The organism is Streptomyces lancefieldiae (assembly GCF_031845825.1).
GTDB classification, from domain to species: domain Bacteria; phylum Actinomycetota; class Actinomycetes; order Streptomycetales; family Streptomycetaceae; genus Streptomyces; species Streptomyces lancefieldiae.
Window position 1 is genome coordinate 35,524 of record NZ_JAVRFH010000040.1, and the last position, 23,349, is coordinate 58,872.

The following is a 23,349-nucleotide window of genomic DNA, read 5'->3' on the forward strand; positions in this document are numbered from 1 at the left end:
CGTGTGATACGCGATCCTCGTGACGATGCCGAGTTGCTGGTTCTGGTTCGCCGCTATGTCACGCCCGAGCGGCGTTATCTGAAGCTCGGCGGCAGCTTGCTGCGCATGCAAAGTCCTGAGTGCGACCGATTCATGCGAGATCTCCGTGAGGACGCGGGACTCATCACCGCAGATGAGATCGCCAAGCTTCTTGAGGGCGGCTGGCGCGAACGACGAACTGCGGCTTGGCTCGTAGCTGTCTCCCGCCGGACCGAGTTCCGTGAGCGCCTCGGGGAACTCCTGCTGGCCAGCGAGGTCTGCTGCGCTGGGCTGGCCTACAGCGTAGCCCTGGCCAGTTTTGGAATGGCGCGCGACGCTGATCTGCTCGCCGCCTACCTTGATCGCTACCTCCGCCGCCCTGACCTCGCATACGACCAGACCGTTGTCATGGGCGCTCTCCAGTTCATCGACCTGAACCTTGGCGGTGGTCAAGCCGACCGCTTCCGAGAACCGGGGGGCCTGTGGCAGCAGTGGCTCCAGGATGCACCTCACATGCAGGACGACTCGGACCCCACCCCCTCCTTCTTGAGCCTCATTCGTCGGCTTTGCGCGTTCGTCGAGGAATGCGCCGAGGCTCTATGACCGCCCCCATCTCGTGGTGCTCTCTCTGGACCATGGCCGCCGCCCGGAGGAGCGGTCAGATCTGTGTGCGGGACGCAATGTAGTCGAGCCAGTCGCGTCTGGCGTATCCGGTCCAGCGGGTGGCGTTGCTGATGCTGGTGCCGGTGAAGTCGGCGAGGACGGACGCCGGTAGGTCTGTGGCCAGTGCGAGACGAGCGTTGTTGCGGCCGGCGCGGGGCGCGATGCCGTGTCGGCGGAGCTTCAGATTGAGGTAGGTGGCTCCGAGGGGGCGGGCGGGCTCCTGGCCGGGGAACAGCCACGGTGTTGTGCTGGCTGTCTGATCGAGTTGCCAGCGTGCGTGGCACTGGTCGCGTTGCGCACGGACCAACCGGGCGACTTCGGGCGGCAGCGGAAGACGATGGCCTGCGAGGTTGAGCGCCACCATCGCGTTGTCGTCTATGACGTCGCGCACGGTGAGTTCGAGCAGTTTGGTGTGCTGCAGCCCGAAGAGGAGCGTCAGAGCGCCAGCCGTACGAACATCGAGAGGCAGAGAATCGTCGCCGAGACACCGGTGCAGCTGCTCGGCCTGCTCCTCGTCCGTCATGAAGACGCTGGGGGCGGCGATGCGTGCCCGGGGAACAACGAGCTCGCCGACAAGGCCCCGACCTCGCGCCCAGGTGACGAAGGCACGCACCTCACGACGTTCTACAGCCCCTTCCTCCAGCCACATCTCGAGTTCTGGCTGTGTGAGTTCCCCGAGCGCGGTGCCGTGCTCGTCGAGCCAGTCGAGCAGTTCCAGGGCCCGGCGCAGTCGCGATCGCATCTGGTGCTGTGCGCTGGCGCGTAGCGGGCGGTGCCGGTGGGCCCAGCGGATGCGGTGGAGCAGATACCAATGAGTGAAGGGGGTGACGAGCTGCCGCTGGGGGAGCGGTGCCTGGGCCAAGAGGGCGTCCGCCCAGCGGGGCAGGGCCTCCAATCGTTCGTCTCGTGGCGGCAGCACCGCGGCGACAACGAGGACGTCGCGGATGTAGCGAGTGGTCGGCGTGTTGGGGAGATCATCGAGCTGTTGGTGGGTGATCTCCTCATCGGAAATGGCTAGCTGGGACAGGAGGGCGGGCACTCCGGCGCGGGTCAGCCAATGCGCCACTCTGCGGGGGTGTCCTGCGGTGGTGAGAGCCGAGTGGAAGTTCTGCCGCTGCGCGGGGACCGTTGTGTCTTGTCCACCGAGAGCTTCGGCCAGGTGCTTCGTGGCGAAGCAGTGGGTGCACAACTGCTCGCGGAAGATCCTGTCGCTCGTGCCGCAGCGCTGGCACGCGTAGGTGAGATCGACTCCGGCGCAGGGCCCGCAGATGCCGGCCCCTGCTTCGGTGGAACCGATGAGTGGACGTCGCTCTTGGCACTGAGCGCAGGCGCCGGGACGTGCGCGCACTGCCGCGTAGCAGTGTTTGCAGATCGGGCCCATCGGCCAGTAGGCATGGACAGGACGGTCGTGGAGACAGCGTGCGCATGGGCCTGTAGGGCGGGGACAGCAGCTCTGGCAGAACGGCTTGCCCGCCACCCTGCGCGCGCAGGTCCGGAGCCGGCCGCAGGAGGAGCAGGCGACCGGCGGAGCGTGATAGCAGCGGGAGCACAGATCGGGCCTGCCGTCGCCACCGCGCCGGTCGACCGTGCGTACTTCTCCGCAGCTGCCGCAGCGGCGCTGGGGTTGTCGGTAGCAGCGCCGGCAGACGGGACCGTCCGCCGAGATCGCTTGGACTGGGGCTTGAGCTCCGCACCCGACGCAGGTGCGCTCGGGGCGTGGGTGGCACCCCTGACAGCGGACACTGCCGTCGGGCATGCGGTAGGTCGCGCGGCGTACGCGCCCGCACTGCCCGCAGGTGGTGGCAACGTGCTTGCCGTAGCAGGTGCCGCAGAGCGGCCCGTTGGGGCCCCGGGCGTTGATCTTCATCTGTCGGTCGCAGCCTGAGCAGGTTTTCGGCGGCCGCACTCGACGAGCACAGGCCGAACAGCAGTGTCCGGCCGGGAGGCGATGGGTGAGTTGGCGCGAGGTCTTTCCGCAGCCGGCGCAGGTCGGCATGGTGACCGGGCCGTGTCCGGCAGCCGTCAGGGCATGCGCGAGCCGCACCAGATTCTGCGGAGGTGTCGGGCCCGGATTCGTCAGGGCGTCTGGGTGATCCTGGAAATGGCGGGCAAGGGCGACGCAGGAACGTGCTGTGATCTTCCCGCGCTCCAGTGCCTGCGCTGCCTGTTCGCCGGTCACCCCCGTGAGCCGGGCGGTCAGGTGGGCGACGACCTGTCGATGTGCGTCGTCGAGGCGGAGAGGAGCGGTCATTCCGGGCCTGGGCGCCGGATCGTCGTGCGACGCGCTTGCGGCCGGGGCGCTGTCTGCTCGCCGGCGGTCTTGCGCACCTCAGCGTTGGCGACCTCCACCTGGATCAGGTCGTTGGGCTCACACGCGAGGATGTCGCACAGCGCGGCGAGCGTGTCCATGGACAGCCGTTGCGGTGTCTGGGTCACGAGACGAAACACCTGCTCACGTGACAGATGCACGCCGCGTTCGGCCAGCAGCGGAACGAGTTCCGTGGTCTGGAACATGCCCTTCTCCGCCATCCGGATCCGAAGCTGCCAGTCGATGCCCATCTTCCTGATCACGTTTCCTGCCCCCATAGATCGCCGTGCCGGGCTTGCAGTGAGCGTCGCAGCAGCCGGTTTCGGAACTCGTCCGAGACGTGGCTGTAGATGGCCGTGGTGCTGGCGTAGGCGTGGCCGACCTGGTCCTGGACGAACTTCTCTGGATAACCGAACTCGATCAGATGGGTCACGTAGCTGTGCCGAAGCGAGTGCAGGTCCAGCTCCGCGGGCAGGTCGGCGGCCTGGCGCGCTGTCTCGAAGGCGTCGTTCAGCCGTCTCAGGGACATCCGGTCGCGGCGCTCGGTGATCCAGAATGCCGGGTGCTTGCCAGGCACGAAGGCGGGGCGGACCTCGCTGACGTACTGGTCCAGAACGTCCACGATCCAGTCCATCTCCGGGACGGTCAGAACGCTGCGGCGCTTGGGGGGCCCGCCCTTGGAGGCCTTGCCGTGGCGGACGAAGATCGCTCCGAAACGGCCGTAGTCGGCGACCTTGGGATTTCGGCGCAGGTCGCACAGGTCCAGGCCGCAGGCTTCCTGGCGCCGCAGGCCGAAGGCGTAGACCGTCTTCAAGACCATGGCGTCGCGAAGGGCCGCGAGCGAACCCTTGCGCCGTCGTGCGCGGATCTCCTCGACACGACCGTCGGCGGCGTCGAAAAGGGCCTGGACTTCGTCATAGGTGAGCGGACGACGTTCGGCGGCTCCCTCGTACTCGCTGGTGTGGGTGACCGTGTTCCACTCGTGCAGGAGCTGGACCGGAGCCCGCCCGAATCGCTCGTTGCATGTGGACGGCCAGCCGTAGCGGGCGTCGGTGATGTAGTCGAAGAACAGCCGAAGGTCGTTCTGGTAGTTCCGTGCGGTCGACACCGCCAGCGGCCTGCCAGGGCGCCGGGTACGAAGATCGTCGAAGAATGCCTCCACCTCGGCGGGGTCCCACTGCCACGGGTACTCATTGGTAAATCGGGCCAGTCGACGGACCAGCGCGATCCGGGGGTTGATCGTCGTGTCCCTTAAGAAACGCGTGCGCTGCTGCAGTGCCCAGCCTTCCAACATCGCTTCCAGGACTGCGGGTTCGGGGTCCAGGTGCACGACTCCGTCGGCGAGGACCAGGCGCGCGGCTCCAGGCATATCTACGACAGCACTCACGATGCATCTAACGCATCATCGTTGAGTCGGTAACGGGTGCCAGGTCAGCGCATCCCAACCAACCACCGAGCCGACGCTAACCTGGGCACCAACTGCAGCTCAGCGAGTTGGCGCAGTGCGAGATGTGTTGCATTGGATGCAATACGGCAGCCTGGAGGCAGAAGGAATACCGGCGCCCGCACTGCGGGCACGTGGACCTCGCGGCCATGGCCCTGTCCAGCGCCCATTCCTGCGCGAGCGTCGGCACGCGCTTGGGCCGGGCGAGTTCCACGCTGTAGAGCCAGGCCCGGGTGGGATGGATGCACGCCTGGTCGGGCCGGTAGGCGCACGCCTTGCAGCGCAGGACCGCAACCGGGCCGTGTCCGCCGGGGCTCAGCCCTTTCTCCCGTAACTGCCGCCGGGTGACCAGGCCCTCGGGACAAGCGCGCCGGTCGTACTCCGGCAGCATCGCGTCGCTGCGCGGCACCTTCGTGATCTCGCGGCGTCGCTTCTTCCGGGGGCGGGGCATCACCTGCTCCAGGTGCCGGGGAGCCGGGCGGGGCGCTGCGGGTAGCGGGGGCCGGGACGCTGCGGGCGGGGTCGGCCGGTCCGGCGGCGCGGGCGGGGGATGAGCACGAGCGGTTCCTCCTGATGTCGGTGGACAGCAAGCGCCGCGCCCGCCGGCTGTTCGTCGGCGGGGCGTGGTGCGAGGCGGCCGGTCGGCCTGTCCAGCCCTCGCCCACCCGCGAGTGGGGTGGGCGAGGACCAGGCGGAGCGACCGGAAGGTCAGTCCCGGAAGGGGCAGCTGCTGTGCGGGTGCTGTTCGGCGGGCTCGGCCGGGACCGGGTACGGCACCGGGATGTGGATCTCGGGCCGGACGCTGACCTTGGCCGGGCGTCCGATGACTCGGCGGCGCAGGGTCAGGCCGCGCAGGGCGACCGCGGACAGGAGCGTCCAGGCGAGGGCGGCGAGGCCGGCCGCGACGGGGCGGCTGGTGTCCGGGGTGGCCGTCCAGACCATGAACACGGTGGCTGCGCCCCATGCCGTCCACATCGCGCGCACTCCGTTGTTGCGGGTGAGGAAGCCGAGGAGCAGGCCGGTGATGCCGGTGAGCAGCCACAGCGTGTAGACGGTGGAGGCCGCGACCGGGAGGCCGGTGGAGTGCTGGGCGATGTAGGTGCGCACCGGCTGGTCGACGACGGCGGCGACGCCGTTGGAGGTGTCGACGCCGACCTGCACCTTGGGCACGGCGGTGAGGATCTGGTGCAGGGCCTGGAGGAGGACTTCGCCGGCGCCCTTGGCCATCAGCACGATGAAGGAGACCCCGGCGACCATGAGGACGGCGCGCAGCCAGGGCGCCATGTGGCGCAGGCCGTCGTCGGGGGCGCTGAGGACGTCGTCCCACATGTCGTACAGCACGCCGTCGATGTCCCAGGCGCGGTCCCACCAGTCGCGCAGTGCTTCGCGCAGTGCGGCGAGGCGTGACGGCTTGGCCGGCTCCTTCGGGAGCGGGACGGGGAGGTAGGCGAGCTCCTGGCGGCCGGGGCCGGTGTTGTCGTTGGACTGCACGGGGCAACTCCTTGTTGTCGATGTGGTGTTCACGGAGCGTGCGAGTGGGCCAAGCTGTGAGCGACGGGCCTGGGAGAGAGGGGAGGCGCTGCGATGGGGTGGTTCACCCGCGATGAGCCGGAGGAAGTCGTCTTCGAAGAGGTCGTGGACACGGACGGGACGATCTGGCCCGCGTTCACCGACGACGACGGCGTGCTGTGGATCGACGTGGACTACGACGTCGAGGTGACGATCAACGGCGCGATCGTCGACGGGCAGATCCGGGGTGCCGAGGTCGACGACCACGGCCGTATCTGGATCGACTACGACTGACCGCGAGGCCGGACGGCCTGTCCCGCACCCGAGCCCGGCCGTCGTGGCGGGGTGTCGGATACGAGGCAGGGCGCCCGGACTCAGCGGATGTCGTTGCGGGTGCGGGAGAACATCCCGCGCTGGTTGCTGGTGTTGTTGATCTGCGTGTTCTGTACGACCGGGCCCTCGTAGACCGTTTTCGACACGGACTTGCGGGCCTTGCTGAACGCGCCGCCGATCGCGGTGGCGACCATGGCGACGCCCGCGAACGGCAGGGTGACCACGAGGACGCCGTAGAGCGTGACGGAGGCCAGGCCCTGGAGCACGAGCCAGGCTCCGCAGCCGACGCCGGTGATGCCGGCGCCGACGCCGATGGAGGCGACCGCGACCCCGGCCGCCCAGGCCGGGACGATCCGCTTGTCGTCCTGCTTCTCGGGCGGGGTGTCGCCGTAGGCGGGCAGCGGGGTGTCGTCGCGGAACGACGTCGGGAAGTGCCGCTCGGGGCGCATCGCTTCGGCGATGATCCGCTCGGCTTCGGCCTTGGCCTCGGAGTCGGACAGCGGGCGGGTGATGTGGTCGAAGTCCACGGTGATCTCCGTTTCGGGGGCAGACGCGGGCGCCCTCCCCGCCGTGGTGGCGGGGAGGGCGCAGGGGCGAGGGGAGCGGGGCGGGGCTACTGCTGATCGGCGGCGGCCTCGAGGGCGTCGGGCGTGGGGTACTGCAGCGGCCGGCGCTTGTGGGAGCGGACCACCAGGCCGCCCTGGCGGCCGGTGCGCAGCAGCTCGTCGACCAGGGCGCGGGCCTCGGGGCTGGCCGCGAGGACGTCGGTGGCGTCGTCGACCACCAGGACCAGGGGGCGGTTCATCGTCGGGTTCTCCTTCTCGTTCGGTGGGACGGGCTTGGGATGGTCAGAAGCTGCTGATCCAACCGGTGAGGGAGGACACGGCGCTGGTGATGGTGGGGGCGATGCCGGTGCTGGCGAGGAAGAAGCCGAACAGGCAGACGGCGATGCCCGGCATGATCCGCTGGTAGCCGGTGCGCACCAGGATGACGACGATGATGCCGAGCAGGAGGACCAGGGAGATCGACAGGGCCACGGGTATCGGTTCCTTCGGTGAGTGAGTGGTGGGTGCGGGTCAGTTGTCGGCGAGCTGCCACAGGCCCCGCTTGCGCGAGATGGCCAGGCCCTTCGCCTTGAGCTGGGAGCAGGCGTTGCTGACGCTGGAGGGCTGGAAGCCGGGCAGCGCGGCGCGCAGCTCCTTGAGCTGCTTGGGTCCGTCGGCGAGCAGTTCGAGGATCTGATCCTGGAGGCCGGGCTCCTCCCCGATGTCGGGGCCGCTGTCGCCGAACGGGATGCCGAACGGCGCCTCGAACGGGGCGGGTGCCTCGCCGCTGTCGCCGTCGGTGTCCGCAGCGGTGTCCGGGGCCGCGGTGCCGGCCGTCGGCTTGCTGCCGGGTGCGTCGGAGAACGCCTGGGCGAGGGTGTCGCAGTCGGCGTACGGGTTGGTGTGCCGCACGCCGTAGATCGCGGCACCGGCCTGCGCGGCCTTGGCCTCGCCCTCGGTCAGCCCGGTGGGCGGGTCCTCGCCGTACAGGGCGATCAGGTCGGGGTAGACCCCGTCCTTCTTCTCCGCGAAGAAGGTGCGCATGAACTTCGCCCGGCCGTCGAGGAACATGTACGCCATGCCCGCGGTGGACTCGCCGTCCTCGTCGTCCTTGCCGGAGAACAGCGCCTCGATCTGCCCGTTCTCGTAGATCCGGGCGGGGATGTTCTCCATTTGGAAGCCGGTCGGGGCGATGCCGTCCAGGCCCATCTCCTTGGTGGAGGAGGAGGCGGTGCGCATGAGGAACAGCGCGCCGACCTTGCCCTGCTGGCGGATCGCGTCGTCGTCGCCGAGGTCCTTGAGGTGCAGGGACTGCACGGCGAGCCGGATGCCGATGCCGACCTTGCGGCCGGTCTTCTGGATGTCGGCGATGAGGTAGGCGGTGGCCTTGCGCATCGCTTCGTCCGGGTGGGACAGCAGCCGGTTGATCTCGTCCAGCGTGATGTTGATGAGCGGCCACGGCTTGTTGAGGGCGAAGTCGCCGCGGCCCATCTCGTTGGAGATCCGCTCGCGGTACTTCATGACCGCGTGCGCGGCCGTGAGCATCAGGAGCGTCTCCACCGGGCCCTTGGCGAACCAGTCGACGCGGCCTTCCGCCTCCGGGAGGGACATGCCGCCCTGGACGTCGCCGACCCAGGAGACGACGCCGCTCCTCTTCTCCGCGGCGAGGATCAGGTTCTGCAGGACGGACTTGCCCGCGCCGGTGACGCCGGCGGTGATGCCGCGCAGCGCGCCCTGTCCGGGATCCCACAGCCGCATCCGGGCGGGCTTGCCGTCGTGGCAGACGCCGATGGTGACGCGGCCCTTGGAGTCCATCGTCAGGTCTTCGACGGTGGCCTTGCGGACCTTCATCAGCGGGTTCGTCTTGTAAATGGAGATGACGCCCATACGAATTCCATCCGTTTCGATGACGAGGCGGGAGGGGTCGTCGATGCCGAAGGCGGAGCAGATCGCCGTGTGCGGCAGGTGGATTTCCTTGCCCGGCGGGGAGGCGACCAGCAGCACGATGCGGTGCGGCTCGCACCGGTAGTCGATGAGGTCGACGCCGGGGGCGGCCTTGCCCGGGGCGGCGACCGCGGTCTCCCACAGGCCGCGGATGCCTTCGGCGGCGGCCTCGGTGTCCTCGGTGGTGGGGCGGGCGACCAGCCGCATCCGGCCGGGCCCGGAGCCCTGGATCGGGCGGATCTTCACGGTGCCGACCGGGAAGTCGAACGCGGCAGCCAGCTGCACCTCGGTGAAGGTGGGCACCGCCTTCCCGACCTGGGCGACGACGACGGCCTCGAAGTCGGGCCGGTCGGCGCGGTACGGGGTGATGGACACCAGCCGGGTGCCGTCGCCGGTGGCCTGCTGCCACTTCGCGGCGAGGAACTCGGTGTAGGTCAGCGGCTCACCGGGACCGGTGCCGGGCTGCGCCTGGTGCTCGGTGAGCTCCAGGACCAGGCCGGCGCTGCGGGTGAGCGGCGCCATCCAGCCCATCAAGGACGCCCACGCGGCCGGGGCGACGACCTCCCACCAGTTGAAGCCGGGGGTGATCAGGTTCGCCACGTAGGTGCCGGCGGCCGTCAGGAACGGGATCGCCCGCTGCGCCCGCGTGAGGACGCTCAGGCCCTGGTCGGGGTCCTTGGTCTTCGCGTACAGCCAGGCGAGGGTGCCCAGACCGACTCCGCCGGAGGCGAGGTAGGACCAGGCGCTGTCGTCCAGCTGCGGGCCGACGGCCATACCCGCGGCCGCGAGGGCGTAGGAGGTGCGTTCGGCCAGGACGCGCCGGTAGATGACGTGGCCCGGGACGCGCTTGGTGGTGTCGGCGGCCGGCGCCGCCTGGTCGATGGTGCTCAACACAGCCTCCGTTCAGGGGCAGGGGGCAGCAGGGGCCGGGCCTGCACGGCGGGCACGGCCCCTGCTGCGGGGGTGGGGTGGGTCAGCGGCGGCCGGTGCGCCGGTAGAAGCCGGGCTTGGCCTGCCGTACGCCGGAGCCGTTGGAGGCTTCGTAGCCGGGGCGGTACTCCCGGTCGTGCGCGTTGTTGAAGCCGCGGGCGTCGGTGTCGACGGCGTCGGCGGCATTGACCATCTCTCCGGACGCTTCCGCGACCGCGGTGAGGGCGGCGGAGGTGTCCTCGATCATCGAGGTGAACCGGGGCTCGACTTCGGCCTGGCCGCACATCTCCGACAGGCGCATGGCCGCGTTGGCGTTGGCCTGCATGTGGGAGCGGAGCAGGTGCATGCCTTCCTTGAGGAAGAGGGCGGAGGCCGCGAGCTTGGCGGTCCGGCCGGCCAGGGCGAGGAAGCCATTGCCGGTGCTGACGACGCCGTTGTTCATGCCCGGGATGGCGGGGAGGTTGTCGCTCACGTGATCTCCTCTCAGTTCTCGTTGTGGATGCGGGCGGCGGGCACGGCCAGGCCCGCGTCCTCGGTGGCCTGCTGAAGGGGCCGGTAGGCGTCGAACATCGCGTTCTCCGCGCTCTCGGAGAGCTCCGCCGCCGTCAGGGACTTGGTGGACATCTCGTCGGCTTTGCGGGCCAGCAGCTCCATGGACTCCGCGAGCTTGGCCATCGCGGCGCCGGTCATGCGGCCGATGACGTTGTGCGTGGAGCGCAGGTCGGCGGCGAGTTCGTCCAGCTCGTGCCGGATCTGCCGCGCCTTCTCGGAGAGCTTGCGGCAGGTCTCGTGCGCCTTGAACGACTGCCCGGTGAGCTCCTCCAGGACGTCGAGCGTGTCGTCGAGAGTGACCTCGGTCTCGTGCTGGGCGTCCATGTCCGCGACGCTGCCGCTGCCCCACTTCGTCAGCCAGGCGTCACTCACGCTGTTCTCCTTCGTGCTCGTGCTCGAGGTGCCGGCGGGAAGGCCCCCGCCGGACGTAGCCGGACCGGACCCGGGGGAGTCGGCCCGCTCGACCGTGATGGGACCAGCCGGAGCGGACACCGCCGTCGCCATGCCCATCGCCTCGAACGGCGACAGGCGCGGCGTGCCGGTATCGGTGCCGGGCACCGTGCCGCCGCCCGGCGGGGGCGGGGCGGTGGTGGCCCCGGCGACCGCAGCGGCCGGGGCCGGTGCAGCTGCCGGAGGACCGGGCGGGCCAGGCGGCGGGGCCGGTGTGGTCGTGCCGGTCGTCGGTGCCGGGCGGGGCCCGGGAACCGTGGTGGTGCGCATCCGGGCGCGCTTGCGGGCCCGTGCCTTGGCCGTGGACCAGGGCGTGCGGCGGGTCGGTGCCTTCGCGGCCGGGCTGGTCGGCCCGGCTCCGGCAGGCCCGGCGGGCTTCGTGGTGCCGCCGGGCTTGGTGGTCTTGGTCTTCGGGCCGGCTTTCTTCTTCGGCTTTCTGACCTTGACCTTCGTCACGACGGGCGGGCCCATCTTCTTGCGGCGGCGCTTGAGCCGCTTGCTCGCGGTCTCGTGCACCGCCTCGCCAAAGGTGGTCCGGCCGCGCGCGGCGGACTTCATCGCCCCGAGGACCTTGCGGTTGTACTCGCGCTGGAAGCGCCGGCACTTTCCGCAGCGGCAGCCGTACTTGTCCGTCGCCGCGAACGTGCCGTGCTCGATCCCGGGCGTGAGCGTGATCTTCTTGCCCTTGCGGGACTTCCCGCGCGGCGTCTTGGGCAGCGGGCCCACCGGGCCGGTCCCGCCCTTGCGGGAGCCGGTCTTGCCCTTCGTCTTCTTGCCTCCGCCACCCTTCCCGGGCGCCGTCGTACCCGAGCCGCCAGGGCCGGTCGTGCCCTTCCCCTTCGTCTTCGTCTTCGTCTTGGGGCCGGTGCCGGAGGTGGTGGTGCCGGGCTTCTTGCGCAGGATCCCGGACGGGCCGGTCGTGCCGCGCGGCGACTTCTTCGTACCGCTCTTCGGGCCGGTCCCCGAGCCCTTGCCGGTGCCGGTCCCTTTCGGGCTGGTCGTGCCGGGCGTGGTCTTCCCGCCCGAACCTGTGCCCTTGCCGGGGCTCTTGGTGCCGGGGCCCGTTCCCTTGCCGGTCCCCGTCCCGGAGCCCGGTCCGCGCTTCTTGCCCGGGCCGCCGGACGAACCGCCGGCCCCGGCCCCAGTGCTTCCGGGGCCGCGCTTGCGGTTCGTGGTGGACCCGCCGCCGGAGGAGCCGGAGCCGCCGCCGGGGCCGCGGTCCTTCTTCCCGCCTCCGCCGCCGCTGTTGCTCGGGCCCTTGCCGCCTCCGGAGCCCCCCGTGCCGCCGGACGATCCGGGGCCGCGGTTCTTCTTGAGGTTCACGCCGCCGCCCTGCGAGGTGCGCTTGAGCGGGGTGATCCCGGAGCTGTTCTTGTTCGGCGAGGTGGTGCGGCCACCGCCGCCCGAGCCGGTACCCGGGCCGCGTCCACGCCCGCCACCACCGCCACCGGAACCGCTGGGCGAACGGGTCGTCGACCCGCCGCGCCCCCGGCCACCCGAGCCGCTATACGGCCCGCTGCCGCCCCGCCCGGACCTGCCCGGACCCGAGCCGCCGGAGCGGCCTCCCAGGCCGCCAGGGCCGCGCTGGAGGGTCTTGCGGCCGTACTCGTGGCTGGGCTGTACCTGCTTCTTCGAACCGTCCTTGGAGGAGCCGTCCTTGGCAGTGCTCGCAGTCTTCGCGACCGCTTCGCGCTGCTCCCGGTTCGCCCGGCCCGCCGCGACGGCGGAGTGGATGCCGCGCATGGCCGCCAGGGACACCGCGAGGATCGCCGCCAGGGACAGCGATCCCAGGCGCGGCGCGGCGGGCTGCGCGCCCTCCGAACGGAAGGTCGCCGGGACCATCGTGCCCGCCGTCGCAGGCGCCGCGGCGGGGGCTGCGGCGGGCTCCGAGTCGGCAGCGAACGGGGCCCCGAGACCAGGCTCGGGCAGGGTCGCGATGACGCCCATCGGGTCGGTCCGCGTCGCGGGTGCAAACGCTTCGGGCGTGGCCGGGGAGGTGTCTGCGGGGGCGGCGAACGGCACGTCGGCCGGGGCCGAAGCAGGGGGTTCCGCGGGGGGTTCGGCCGGGGCTGTGTAGCCCACGCGGGGGAAGTGGATCAGGTTGTTCGGGCCGTCGTCGTCGGCCATGACGTCTCCCTCTCGGAGTTGACAGACGGTCACCGCCTGGGGCACCCTCGCGCGCGCACGACACGCGCGCGCCTTGGGGTGCTCCAGGCGGCGAGGAGGAGGCGGTGATGAAGAAGAACTTCGTCACCCTCCGTGGTTCTTGTAGAAGTCGTGGAGCGTCTTGGTGAGCGCGGGCCACAGGTTCGGCTTGCCGTCGCGTTCGGCCTGGCGGGCCAGGGTCCGGCACGCGTCGTACCAGACCCCGGCCCGCTCCTGGTCGCTCTGGGCTTCGGCGACCCGCGCGTTCCAGAACTTCGCGCGGTTTTGCGTCTGCCGAGGCGTCGTCACTGCCCTTCTCCCTTCGCGAAGTAGTCGTTGATCGTGCTGGTCGGCCGCTCACCACCGGCCGCCATCGGCCACTGGTTCCAGGGGTTGTCCGGGGTCACGAACTCCGCCGGCCGCGCCTGCGGAACCGCGCCCGGGGCCTGCTCGGTGGGGGTGTTGAGCGCGGTCACCGTCTTGTCCAGGGACTTGGCGACGGCGGCACCCAGGGCGGCCTGCCTGCCCTGCTTGCGCTCCAGCTTCCGGGCCTCCGCCGCCGCCCTACGCTGGGGGAGCTCCAGGACCTCGTTCTTGTAGGTCGCGTACAGGGCCTCCGCCTTGCTCGCGGCCTCGCCGGACGCTTTCTGCATGGCCTTGAGCTGCCGCGACACCTTCCAGGCGCGGAGCTTCTTGGACATCCAGCGGTCGCCCTCGATCGGCGTCTGCTCCAGGCGCCGGCGCACGATGTCCGCGATCTGCCCGTACTGCTGGGCGTCACGAACGTGCTGGTCGCGGACGGTGGCGGTGAAAGCCCGCAGGCCCTCATCCGTGAACAGGGCGTTGATATCCATGAGTGGGGTTCTCCTTCTCGGGGCGGGGGCGATCTGGGAGGCTTTGTCGTGGCGTTTCGGCGCCTTCACCGCGCTCCCGAGGCGCTGACTTCGTCTCGGGGGCCGGTGGAACCGTCGAAACCGCGGTTGGTGCAGGTCACTGCTCCGGGCGGTATCCGCCGGCGAGCAGCTCGGCTGCCTCCTGGCGGTACTCCGAGGCAGTGCCGGGCGAGGTGACCGCCAGCTCGCGCTGAATGTCGGCGAGCGGCAGCTGGTTGGCGTCGCCGCCGACGGCGAGGATCATCCGTGCGACCTTGCGGACCGCGCGCTCGCGCGGCTTGAGCTTCGCGGCGTCCTCGGCTTCGACCGCGCGCCGCTCGATTTCGGCAGCGACCCGACGCGTTTCGGCAGCAGCCCGCTCGGCTTCGGCGGCCTCCTTCTGGGAGCGCGCGATGTCGGCGAGAGCGGCCGCCTGGCGGCGCTCCTCCTCCGCCTTCTTGCGGTCGGCTTCGGCAGCAGCGCGCCGCGTTTCGGCAGCGGCCCTCTCCGTTTCGGCAGCACGCCGGTCGGCTTCGGCAGCGGCCTGGCGGGCTTCGGCGATGGCCTGGGTCTCGATGGCCTGTGCCTCCGCCGCGGCGACCCGGTCGGCCTCCGCCGCTTCCTTCCGCTTCTGTGCGGCCTGGCGCTCCAGCTCGGCTGCCTCCAGGTCCGCCTTGGCCGCCGTCCGGCGTGCCTGCGCGATCCGCTCGGTCTCGATCGCGCCAGCCTCCGCCGCCGCGACCTTGTCGGCCTCGGCCGCCGCCTTGCGCTGCTCAGCGGCCTTCCGCTCGAGCTCGGCCTTCTCCAGGTCGGCGGCGGCAGCCGCCTTGCGCTCCTGGGCCTCCTTGCGCTCCGCCTCCGCCTCGCGGGCGCGGGCTTCGGCGATCACGGCGTTGTCGAGGGCCTGCTGCTCCAGCTCAGCGGCCCGCTCTGCGGCGCTGACCTGGGCTCGGGCGTGGGCGCGGGCCTGGCCGGTCTGGCCGTCGACCTCCGCCTGGACCAGCTCCACCTTGGCCTTGGCGCGCAGCCGCTCTGCCTCGGACTCCGCCTTGGCGACCTCGCTGCGCGTCTCCGCGTCCAGGCGGCGGCGCTCGGCCTCCTCCGCACGCTCCTGAGCTGCCTGTTCCTGTTCGTCGGGCATGGCCAGGGCCTGGGCGACGGTGTAGCCGTAGGGGGCCATCTTCATCGGCAGCAGCTCGTCCTCGGTGGCCTTGGTGATGTCGCCCTCGTACTTGCGCTTGAGCCACTGCTCGTAGGCGATGAGCTCCTGGTCGCGGCGGATCATCTCCGGGTAGGAGGTGACGCCCCACAGCCGCATCCGGCGGAAGATCCGGGCCGTCGCCACCGGGGCGAGCACCCACCGCAGCCACGGGATCGAGTCCCGTTCGGCCTGCTCAGGGCGGACAACGCGGTCGATGGCGTCGCGGCCCAGCTCCACCACTGTGATGAAAAGGACCGGGACGACGCCGTGGGCGCCGGCGGCAACGTAGTCCAGCAGCTTCCACGCCCCCTTCGGGGCCCCGGAGGCCGCGTTCAGGACGACCGTCGCGCCGGTCAGTAGCCACACCGGGTAGCGGATCCAGCTGATGGGGCGCTTGAGCCAGGCCATCAGCAGGTCGACCGCGATCATGACCATGATGCCGACGTCCACGCCGACCGCGAACAGCTGGCCCTTGCCCAGCGATTCGAAGCGGAGCTGCTCGAAGGCGAAGACCGCGACGTGCTCGAAGGACAGGTACAGGCCGATGCCCGCGAGGGCGAGCGCGGCAGCGACGATCGCTCCAGCCGTCCACTTCTGGGTGCCGGTCAGCTTCGCCGGGGAGGGCTTCGTTCCGGTTCCGCTTTCCGTCTCCGAAACGAACTCCGTCCTCTCCGAAACGGTGCCGGGCGTCCGCGAAACCGGCTCAGGCGTTCCCGAAACGGCGGCCGGTGAAGCCGAGTCGGGGTCGGGCTCAGCCGCGGATCGCGGCCAGTCGGTGATCGTCATGGGGGCCTCCGGAGGGGGTCGTTCAGGGCGTGCGCGAAACGGCGGGGGCTGCTCCCGAAACGCGGTGAGGCGTTCCCGAAGCCGCCGGTTGTGCGGATGGTTGCTTGCGAACCGGACACCGGCTCTACCCGCTCCGCACGCGCGAAAAGGCCGGCGGCCCGGGGGGCGGGCGGCCGTACTCGCGAAGCGGCGCAGGGCGGGCTCGAAACCGGGATCGGCTCCCGCCGGGCGGGCGCGAAGTCAGCTCGTGTGGAGCTGCGCGTCGTGGCGGCGGAGGTCGTCGGTGGTGATGCCGTAGATCCGGCATTTGTCGATCAGCGGCTTGAGCGCGGTACCGGCGGCGCGCGCCTCGGGCGATCCCTCGCCGAACAGCTTCTCGGTGTTCAGCAGGTCGTTGATCGCGGTCGCGGTGCGGGCGGCGTGCCGCTCGAAGCGGCCCTCGCCCACCCACTCCTCCGCGATGACGTGGAGGGTGGTGCGCCAGCTGCCGTCGTAGTCGTCGGGGTCGATCGGCGGAATGTCGCTGCCGAAGATCGCGAAGGCGGCGGCCTGGGCGGCGGCTTCCGTGCCGGGCTGGAGCGGGGTCATCGTCGTGGCCATGAGGGCCTCCCTAGGCTGTCGGTCCGGGCTGTCCGGCTCCCCGTCACAGCCCGTCCCGGCCGCCGTGGTGCAGCGGCCGGTGCGGGCGGATCAGGCAGCCGCCAGACCGGATCAGGCGGCCTTGGTGCGGTTGCGGGCGGCGCGGCGCTTGATGCGGCGGCGGTCGTCCTCGCTCATGCCGCCCCACACGCCGTGGGCCTCGCCCATCTCCAGCGCCCAGGAGGCGCAGCGCTCCAGCACGGGGCACCTGCGGCAAACCGACTTGGCCTCCTCAATCTGCAGGAGCGCCGGACCGGTGTTGCCGATGGGGAAGAACAGCTCGGGGTCCTCCCGCGTACAGGCGCCGTCCTCGCGCCAGTTGGTGTTGACCGGCAGGTCGGCGTCGGGGGCGTAGCTGGTGCGTACGATGGAGTCGCGATTCATCAGGGCCTCCCAGAAGGTCCAAGAGCGAGAAGACAGCCCCGGGGTGGCCGCCCCGGGGCTGTTGCGTGTTGTGGCGGCCGGATGGCCGGAGCGTGCGGGAACTCCCGGCGCTCTCCGCCGCCCCGCCCAGGAAGGGGCGGGGACGACGGGCAGGGCCGGAGGATCGGTCAGCGGGTGTTGCGCTGGCGCTCCAGGTAGGCGTCCTGCCACCGCGTGAACGCGGTGAACAGCCGCTGTCCCTCGGGGCAGCGGCTGGAGTCCGTACAGGTGGAGTCGGTGCAGGCGTTGCGGTGCTCCAGGTACGTGGCGAGGGCTGTCAGGTAGCGCTGGTACAGGTCGTCAGGCATGTGGGTGTCCCTCGTGTTACTGGCGGGAGTGGTGCAGGTCGGTGACGCAGTGGCCGGCGTCCCACGCTGCTGCTGCGGCCATGGCGGCGGCTGCGAGCAGCAGGCGGGCGAGCGGGTGATGTGGGCCGACCGCGAGCGCGGCACGGGCAGCACGGTGCTGCGCTGTCCGTGCCGCGCGTATGAGGGCGGATGTCACCGGCCGCTGGCGGCGCAGGCGGAGCAGGTCCACCCGGTGACCGGGATCCTGTCGGTGACGCCGAACCAGTTACCGCAGGTGTCGCACTGCCACTGGCCGGACGCGGCAGCCGGGGCCGGTGCGGGCGCCGCTCCGGGCGGGCAGTTGCTCGGGTCGCACTGCCACCGGTCGCACAGCGGGCAGCGGTCGCCTGCCATCACCGGCCGGTGCAGGGTAAGCACCGGCTGCCGCTCGTAGCCGGGCATCATCTCCTGGAGCGTGCGGCGCGCGCGGCGCTCGGAGGGGATGCGACTGTCGGCCTCGCGGGCCATCCTCTCCAGGAGGTCACCGAGCTGCCGATGCGCGATGGTGGCGCAGGGCCCGGTGTGAAAGGCGCTACAGGAGTCGCACCAGTAGTCGGGGTTGATCGCGGCCACTGCCGTACGGGCCGCAGACCGTGTCATGATCGCCGTGGTCATAGGGATCTCCCAATCCTGTTGACCGGACAGCCCCGGAGCTCTCACCTTCCGGGGCTGTCGCCTTGTGACTGGCCGGACGGCCAGCCACGGCCCCGGCCTCCCCGATCTCTCGGGCTCGGGATGGCCGGGGCCGTGGTCGTTCGTCCGGGGCGGTTCAGCGCGCGCGGCGCTCGGGGTGCAGCGTCGTCTGCGGGACCGGCGGCGCACCCAGCGGCGCGGCACCGGCGGGCAGCTGTGCGCGGCGGGTGTCGGCGTCGCGGACCGCGGACTCGGTCGCCGCCCACTGCTTCTTGCGCAGCAGCCACAGGGGCCGGCCGTCGCCGGGCTCGTCGGCCGCCGGCGTCTGCTTCTGCGCGGCGATCTGGCTGACGGCCGGGGCGACCGCGACCTTGGGCTTGCGCCGCACGGTGGTCCGGCGACGGTGCACGGTCTCCGCGTTGCCGTCCGTCAGGCGCTCCTCCCACTTCCGGACCGTGACATCGACGAGGACCAGGCGGTTGCTGCCCAGGCGGCATCGGACGGCCGCGTCCTTGCCCGCGCGGCCGGTGTCGTGCGGCACGACCTTGGGCTTCCTGGTCTGGAGGCCGGTGATCGGCACCCACGTCTCGCAGTCGGGGCAGACCAGCGACGCACAGGCGGGACGCAGGTCGTACTGGTGGGGCCGGAGGGTGGAGAGGGCCAGCGCCGGGCGGGCGTTGACGGTGCGGGAGCGGGTCCGGCTCCGGCGGGGACGGGCGGTGCGCTCAAGGGTCGAAGCAGACATCTGAACTCCTCACGGGCGGAGCGGCAGGGGGAGCGTCGCGATGCTCTCTCCGCCCTCCGGGCCGCACGGCACGAGGCCGGCGTCCCGCAGGACAGACAGCGCACAGCGCTGTGACGTGCACACAAGTCGTCGCGGCCGTCAGGCTCCGGGGGAGTTCGATGGTGCTCTCGCGTCCTCAGCTCGCCTGATGACGTGCCCTCAGCGAGCTGAGGGCTACCCCGGCCGCCCCGGAGGGCGGACGACTAACTGGGCAACTTCGATATCGAAGTTGCAGTACGATGGTGCGCGATCTCTCTATCGATGTCAAGCACTTCGATAGAGATGTTCCCTCGCTATGTAAGTCGCGAGCCGTAGCTGACGCTGAGCATCGAAGCCTTTAGGATCGCTAGCGAAGTTAGGAGACACATGGCAGGCGGAAAGGGCTCTGCGCAGCCCAGATACCTCCAGATCGCTGACGAGCTGAAGGCTGCGATCGAGCGTGGGGACTACCGACCCGGTGATCGACTGCCGGGGGAGAACGCCCTTGCGCCGCAGTACGGCGTTGCCGTGATGACGGCTCGGCGAGCACTGCGCGCGCTCACCAACGAAGGGCTCGCGGAGTCTCGGAAGGGCGCGGGGGTGTTCGTTCAGGCTTTCCGCCCCATCCGGCGGCGCGGCATTCAGCGTCTGGCACAGGACCAGTGGGGCGCGGGGAAGTCGATCTGGTCGGCTGACGAAGACCGGCCCCTGACGGTCGACCAGGTGTCCGTGCAGGAGGTCGTTCCGCCAGCGCACATTGCCGAGATGCTTGCCCTGGCCGCCGGCGAGACCGCCTGTGCCAGGTCCAGGCGCTTCGTCCTGGATGGCCGGCCGGTCATGCTCGCCACCTCGTACCTGCCCTACACCCTGGTCGAAGGTTCGGCGATCACCCAGGCCGACACCGGGCCGGGAGGAACCTACGCTCGCCTCGCTGACCTTGGGCATGGACCGGTTCGCTACCGGGAGGAGATCCGCGGACGGCTGCCCACTGCTGAGGAAGCGGCCACGTTGGGCATGTCCCCTGAGCGCCCCGTCCTGAAGATGTGCCGGACAGCCTTCGACGCCCACCAGCGAGTTGTTGAGGTCAACGAGATGACTCTCGACTCCGCCTCGTACGTCCTGGACTACGAGTTCGATGCCTGACGGCACGCAGAACTCGACGCGGGCGCGGCACTGGGGTGTGCCCGGGATCGCCATGGTTCCTCCGGCCGGAGTTGCGGGTGTGGATCAACAAGAAACAGCATCCGCACCAGGGACCTTGAGCGAGATGTCCGGCCGTGGAAGTGGTGTAGCAACAGCGTGGCAATTGGGCCGTTGATACCTGGAAGGTGACCGCCAAGGGGGTGTGTAGTGATCGCTGTGGACAGGTGGACAGGTGAGGAGGCGCTGCTGTTGCGGTCGGTGATGCGAGCGTCTGTGCGTGAGTTCGCCGGTCGCCTTGGCATCAGCCCCCGGACCGTCTCGAACTGGCAGCGGAACAAGACGAGTGTCTGTCGTCCCCAGATGGCGCAGATCCTGGACACGGCGCTCCTCCAGTGCACCCCGGCTGAGCAGGAGGCGTTCAGCCTTCGTCTGGCAGCGCTGCGTGGAGCGTCAGCTCCCCTCAACGCGGAGTCGGCAGCGCGTCCGGCACCGTGCTCGGTCGTCTCCCACAAGTTCTTGCCGGTGTACCTCGGTGAGTGCAGTGCGTCCCTCTACGCTGCGGGTTCGCCAACCGAGCCTGGACCCGGCGGCTTGGAGCAGCGAGTCCTGCCGGCTGACCATCACTCCGCGCAGTCGTCGACGGTGTACATATACGCCTGCGGTGTCGCGGTGGTGCATCTCGAGGAGCACCACCGCCTCGAGTCGTTGACCGAGTTGGCGTTGTGGCGTTACCGCACCTACCTGAAGGAACCGGGCTGGGTAGGGGAGTGGATGGCTCGCCTGCTGGCCCGCCACGGCGACGACAGGGACCAGCCTGCCCAGTCGCTCGTTCCGCAGTACGTGCTGTCGGCCTACGAGCTCCGCACACATTCCTGGTCGAGCGCTGGCCTGGATACGGCTCTCCAGCTGCTCGCTACGCCATCAGTGCTGGTCAACCGGCAGAACCCAGCAGATGTGGTGCCGCTCGGGCCGGGGGTAGAGGAAGCCAAGTTCCGTGAGGGCTGGGCTCACCCCGAGGCCGTGACATTCGACGGTGGAGTCTCCCGCGGCGTCGTCGGCTGGTCTGGTGTCGCCTATCACCCGCAGCAGGACGAGCGGGCTCTGACCATGAGCCAGATCGTGGCCCTTGAGCTCGACGTACAGGCCCTCTGGGCCCTCTCGTCGCACATCCTGCACATGATCGAAGACGGTCAGGATCCGGTGATGCCGACGGCCTACGGTTGGCGCTTTCTGCGCAGCGCCTACTTCCGGCTCACTACGGCGCGCCCCACTGAGACTGCCCAACACCGTGTGATGCGCGAGGCCATCCTGGCCACCAGCGAACTTCCTGATCGGCTGCGCGCCGCCCAGGATGCTCTTCGAGACAGCAATCCGTGACGGCCATGTGGAAGGCGGAGTGGGTGGACCCTCGATCGACAGCGTTGCTGGTCATTGATGTGCAGCAGGGCTTCGTCAACGAGCACAGCCGCGGAGTCATCCCTGCGGTTGTTCGGCTGGTGGAGGGCTGGCAAGCAGCCGGCGCTCCCGTGGTGCTGTCGCGGTTCCACAACGAGCCCGGATCGCCGTACGAGACGATCACGGGATGGACGCGATTGCGTACTCCCGAAGAGCAAGCCCTCGTTGCTGACCTGGCTCCCTTCGCTGCCAGCGCCGCCGCGATCATCGACAAGCCCCAGGCGTCAGTGTTCACTCCCGAAGGCGCCCGGACCATCCACGAGGCGGGCTGGACCGACCTGGTGCTGTGCGGCATCGACACAGACGCGTGCGTATACGACTCCGCTGTCGCCGCCTATCAGGCCGGATACCGGCCCTGGATCGTCACCGACGCTTGTGCCTCCACCGGCGGCGCCCGCTACCACGACGCCGCACTCCTGCTCGCCGCCCGGAACATCGGCGCTGAGCAACTGGTCACGAGCGAGGTTGTCTTGTCCCGAATCAGCGGAACGCAGGGAGCCCACGCATGAGCACACCGCACGAGACAGATGTCCTGGTGGTCGGCGCCGGCCCGTCAGGCGTGGCAGCCGCGGTGATGGCGGCCAGCCTGAACCTTCGAACGGTCATCGTGGAGGCTGACTCGGTAGGCGGCAAGCTGCACGTCACCGGGGCGCTGGAGAACGTCCCTGGCAACTGGTCTACCGGCCCGCAACTTGCTGAAGCCCTCGCCGCCGACTTGGACCGCCTACAGCAGGCCGGCCGATGCTCCGTCGTGCAGGGCCGTGGGGTCAGCGTCACCGGCTACGACGACCGGGCGGAGCTCGTACTCGATGACGGACGCGCACTGAGTGCACAGCTGATCGTGGTCGCCACCGGCGTGGCCGCCCTGGCTCCGCCCGATGCCGACTGGATCAGCGCTCCCGCACGTATGTCCGTGCCTCCGCTGTGGCGCACCGAGCCTGCAGGCCTAGCAGGCCGGACCTATGTTCTCGGAGGGGACCGTCCCCTCGGAACATGGCTCCGCACCCATCCGCACTCCTCAACGACGCTTCATGTCCTTTGTCCGCCGGCGGATGACTACAAGATCGCAGAGGTCGCGGGGGACGAGCGTGTGCGCATCGTGCCCGTCTCTCACGCCGTCCTGTCGCCGATGGCCTACGGAGACGAGTGGAGCTTGCAGGTCAAGGACCGGCAGGGGGAGCGCAAGTCCTACGTCGCCAAGACGGTGTTGAACAACCTCGGCAACACACCAGCGGGTTTGGACGGCCTCGCCTCGAGCGAGGACGGCTACTGCCCTCCCGGCAAACAGCACCCTCGGATCCGGGTCGCCGGCGACTTGAGATCAGCCCAGTTCCAACGCGTCACGACGGCGCAGGGCTCTGGGGCGGAAGCTGTGCTCGCGTCCTACTACGCCTCGGTCTTGAAGCCATGCTGAGGCTTAACGCCCACCGCCCTATCGGCGTATCGCTGCACGCTGGCCGAGATCGATCCCGTGGTGTATCTTTCAGGGATTCGGTGATCATGAGAGGTTGGGGCATGTCCGACGCGGATCCCATGCAGCGGGTCAACGCTCTCCTCGACGACGTCCTGCCGTCGCCGCGCGTGCGTCAGCAGCTGCGCCTCGCTGCGGGACTCACCCAGCAGGAAGTCGCGGACGCTGTGGGCGTGAAACGCCTGGCCGTAGCCCGCTGGGAGCTAGGCCAGACCCACCCCCGGCGGCCCCATCGCGCGGTCTACATCCACTTGCTCAAAGGGCTCGCGAAGCGTTTCCCCGACGTCGCTGAGCTGGATGCAGGCAGCACGACGCCGGCCTCCGGAAGGGGGTCGGGATGACCTAGGTCATCGGCCGCGCGCGCGAATGAGGTGGACTGCAATCCACTGTGGCCCCGCGCGGCCCGTCTCGCCGACCGTCAGGTCGGCCGCCCAGTCCCCGGTTGGCGCCGGTTCTGGGCTCCAGCTCATCGAGCTGGGTCTTCATTCCTTCTTCGCAACACCCCGCCTTGGCAGGCGGGCACCCGGTCCGCTTTGGCAAGCGGGCCACCTCGGCTCTCCAGGAGCCCCTTTGGCAGGGGGCCTCTGTTGAGCCACCAGCGTCACCCCGGGTTCCGGCGGCTTTGGCAGGCCGTTCGGTGTTCGGGGCTCCGTCCGTACAGAGCGCTCGGCCGTGGTCGGGTCCCTTGGCAGGGGCCTGGTCACGGTCGGGGCGATCCATATGAAGGTTGGTGTCCCCGCCATAGTGCACGAGATCGGTGTCCTCTGTCAGCTCG

At 70.2% G+C, this 23,349-nt stretch carries 27 protein-coding genes; 7 read left to right on the top strand and 20 right to left on the bottom strand.

What is annotated here, in order from left to right; translation table 11 throughout:
• Positions 1 to 3: 3 nt before the first annotated feature.
• Entirely contained in the window at positions 4 to 621 is a 618-nt protein-coding gene (locus tag RM812_RS30160; RefSeq protein ID WP_311579308.1) for a DUF6000 family protein, read from the top strand.
• Between the two features lie 55 nt (positions 622 to 676).
• Here RM812_RS30160 and RM812_RS30165 read toward each other — a convergent pair whose 3' ends face one another.
• From RM812_RS30165 to RM812_RS30185, 5 genes are all read right to left on the bottom strand, one after another.
• A complete protein-coding gene (locus RM812_RS30165; RefSeq protein WP_311579311.1) occupies positions 677 to 1,747 on the bottom strand; it encodes a hypothetical protein in 1,071 nt (356 codons plus the stop codon).
• A gap of 1,181 nt (positions 1,748 to 2,928) precedes the next feature.
• Positions 2,929 to 3,252, bottom strand: a complete 324-nt coding sequence (locus tag RM812_RS30170) for a helix-turn-helix domain-containing protein (protein ID WP_311579314.1) — start codon at positions 3,250 to 3,252, stop codon at positions 2,929 to 2,931.
• Positions 3,249 to 4,358 (bottom strand): tyrosine-type recombinase/integrase, encoded by a 1,110-nt coding sequence (locus RM812_RS30175; RefSeq protein WP_311579317.1) that lies wholly within the window; start codon positions 4,356 to 4,358, stop codon positions 3,249 to 3,251. Before RM812_RS30175 ends, RM812_RS30170 begins: the two co-directional genes overlap by 4 nt.
• Positions 4,359 to 4,452: 94 nt before the next feature.
• On the bottom strand, positions 4,453 to 4,884 hold the full coding sequence (locus RM812_RS30180) for an RRQRL motif-containing zinc-binding protein (RefSeq protein ID WP_311579320.1): 432 nt from the start codon (positions 4,882 to 4,884) through the stop codon (positions 4,453 to 4,455).
• 257 nt (positions 4,885 to 5,141) lie between these two features.
• Entirely contained in the window at positions 5,142 to 5,924 is a 783-nt protein-coding gene (locus RM812_RS30185) for a hypothetical protein (protein ID WP_311579323.1), read from the bottom strand.
• Positions 5,925 to 6,017: 93 nt separating this feature from the next.
• Here RM812_RS30185 and RM812_RS30190 point away from each other — a divergent pair, with 93 nt between their 5' ends.
• Positions 6,018 to 6,236: a hypothetical protein gene (locus RM812_RS30190; protein ID WP_029380831.1), complete on the top strand. Its 219-nt coding sequence runs from the start codon at positions 6,018 to 6,020 to the stop codon at positions 6,234 to 6,236.
• A gap of 80 nt (positions 6,237 to 6,316) precedes the next feature.
• Here the strand turns inward: RM812_RS30190 and RM812_RS30195 are convergent, their stop codons facing one another.
• The 15 genes from RM812_RS30195 to RM812_RS30265 form a co-directional block, all read right to left on the bottom strand.
• The gene (locus RM812_RS30195; protein ID WP_311579331.1) at positions 6,317 to 6,802 is read right to left on the bottom strand and encodes a hypothetical protein; all 486 of its coding nucleotides are present in this window, start codon (positions 6,800 to 6,802) and stop codon (positions 6,317 to 6,319) included.
• A gap of 86 nt (positions 6,803 to 6,888) precedes the next feature.
• Positions 6,889 to 7,080 carry a hypothetical protein gene (locus RM812_RS30200; protein WP_311579334.1) on the bottom strand — a complete coding sequence of 64 codons (192 nt, stop codon included), beginning with the start codon at positions 7,078 to 7,080 and terminating at the stop codon, positions 6,889 to 6,891.
• A gap of 43 nt (positions 7,081 to 7,123) precedes the next feature.
• Entirely contained in the window at positions 7,124 to 7,312 is a 189-nt protein-coding gene (locus RM812_RS30205) for a hypothetical protein (RefSeq protein ID WP_029380917.1), read from the bottom strand.
• Positions 7,313 to 7,351: 39 nt separating this feature from the next.
• Positions 7,352 to 9,655, bottom strand: a complete 2,304-nt coding sequence (locus RM812_RS30210; protein WP_311579339.1) for a hypothetical protein — start codon at positions 9,653 to 9,655, stop codon at positions 7,352 to 7,354.
• 82 nt (positions 9,656 to 9,737) lie between these two features.
• Positions 9,738 to 10,166 carry a conjugal transfer protein TraB gene (locus RM812_RS30215; RefSeq protein ID WP_311579342.1) on the bottom strand — a complete coding sequence of 143 codons (429 nt, stop codon included), beginning with the start codon at positions 10,164 to 10,166 and terminating at the stop codon, positions 9,738 to 9,740.
• An 11-nt stretch (positions 10,167 to 10,177) separates the two neighbouring features.
• Positions 10,178 to 12,823 (bottom strand): hypothetical protein, encoded by a 2,646-nt coding sequence (locus RM812_RS30220; protein ID WP_311579345.1) that lies wholly within the window; start codon positions 12,821 to 12,823, stop codon positions 10,178 to 10,180.
• Positions 12,824 to 12,946: 123 nt separating this feature from the next.
• On the bottom strand, positions 12,947 to 13,150 hold the full coding sequence (locus tag RM812_RS30225) for a hypothetical protein (protein ID WP_311579348.1): 204 nt from the start codon (positions 13,148 to 13,150) through the stop codon (positions 12,947 to 12,949).
• A complete protein-coding gene (locus RM812_RS30230) occupies positions 13,147 to 13,695 on the bottom strand; it encodes a hypothetical protein (protein WP_311579349.1) in 549 nt (182 codons plus the stop codon). The genes RM812_RS30225 and RM812_RS30230 overlap by 4 nt, the downstream gene beginning before the upstream one ends.
• A gap of 136 nt (positions 13,696 to 13,831) precedes the next feature.
• On the bottom strand, positions 13,832 to 15,700 hold the full coding sequence (locus RM812_RS30235) for a DUF2637 domain-containing protein (protein ID WP_311579352.1): 1,869 nt from the start codon (positions 15,698 to 15,700) through the stop codon (positions 13,832 to 13,834).
• 240 nt (positions 15,701 to 15,940) lie between these two features.
• A complete protein-coding gene (locus RM812_RS30240) occupies positions 15,941 to 16,300 on the bottom strand; it encodes a hypothetical protein (protein ID WP_311579355.1) in 360 nt (119 codons plus the stop codon).
• Positions 16,301 to 16,411: 111 nt separating this feature from the next.
• On the bottom strand, positions 16,412 to 16,723 hold the full coding sequence (locus RM812_RS30245) for a WhiB family transcriptional regulator (RefSeq protein ID WP_103543095.1): 312 nt from the start codon (positions 16,721 to 16,723) through the stop codon (positions 16,412 to 16,414).
• Between the two features lie 167 nt (positions 16,724 to 16,890).
• The gene (locus RM812_RS30250) at positions 16,891 to 17,070 is read right to left on the bottom strand and encodes a hypothetical protein (RefSeq protein WP_311579363.1); all 180 of its coding nucleotides are present in this window, start codon (positions 17,068 to 17,070) and stop codon (positions 16,891 to 16,893) included.
• Between the two features lie 16 nt (positions 17,071 to 17,086).
• On the bottom strand, positions 17,087 to 17,266 hold the full coding sequence (locus tag RM812_RS30255; protein ID WP_311579366.1) for a hypothetical protein: 180 nt from the start codon (positions 17,264 to 17,266) through the stop codon (positions 17,087 to 17,089).
• Positions 17,263 to 17,724, bottom strand: coding sequence for a hypothetical protein (locus tag RM812_RS30260; RefSeq protein ID WP_311579368.1), 462 nt, complete (start codon positions 17,722 to 17,724; stop codon positions 17,263 to 17,265). The genes RM812_RS30255 and RM812_RS30260 overlap by 4 nt, the downstream gene beginning before the upstream one ends.
• 154 nt (positions 17,725 to 17,878) lie before the next feature.
• Positions 17,879 to 18,487 carry a hypothetical protein gene (locus tag RM812_RS30265; RefSeq protein WP_311579371.1) on the bottom strand — a complete coding sequence of 203 codons (609 nt, stop codon included), beginning with the start codon at positions 18,485 to 18,487 and terminating at the stop codon, positions 17,879 to 17,881.
• 405 nt (positions 18,488 to 18,892) lie between these two features.
• Here RM812_RS30265 and RM812_RS30270 point away from each other — a divergent pair, with 405 nt between their 5' ends.
• The 5 genes from RM812_RS30270 (at position 18,893) to RM812_RS30290 (ending at position 22,915) form a co-directional block, all read left to right on the top strand.
• Positions 18,893 to 19,648: a GntR family transcriptional regulator gene (locus RM812_RS30270; protein ID WP_311579374.1), complete on the top strand. Its 756-nt coding sequence runs from the start codon at positions 18,893 to 18,895 to the stop codon at positions 19,646 to 19,648.
• Positions 19,649 to 20,008: 360 nt separating this feature from the next.
• The gene (locus tag RM812_RS30275) at positions 20,009 to 21,025 is read left to right on the top strand and encodes an XRE family transcriptional regulator (RefSeq protein WP_311579377.1); all 1,017 of its coding nucleotides are present in this window, start codon (positions 20,009 to 20,011) and stop codon (positions 21,023 to 21,025) included.
• Positions 21,022 to 21,612 (top strand): isochorismatase family cysteine hydrolase, encoded by a 591-nt coding sequence (locus RM812_RS30280; protein WP_311579380.1) that lies wholly within the window; start codon positions 21,022 to 21,024, stop codon positions 21,610 to 21,612. Before RM812_RS30275 ends, RM812_RS30280 begins: the two co-directional genes overlap by 4 nt.
• Entirely contained in the window at positions 21,609 to 22,517 is a 909-nt protein-coding gene (locus tag RM812_RS30285; RefSeq protein WP_311579389.1) for an NAD(P)/FAD-dependent oxidoreductase, read from the top strand. Before RM812_RS30280 ends, RM812_RS30285 begins: the two co-directional genes overlap by 4 nt.
• 101 nt (positions 22,518 to 22,618) lie before the next feature.
• The gene (locus RM812_RS30290) at positions 22,619 to 22,915 is read left to right on the top strand and encodes a helix-turn-helix transcriptional regulator (RefSeq protein ID WP_311579393.1); all 297 of its coding nucleotides are present in this window, start codon (positions 22,619 to 22,621) and stop codon (positions 22,913 to 22,915) included.
• The last annotated feature ends 434 nt before the right edge of the window (positions 22,916 to 23,349 follow it).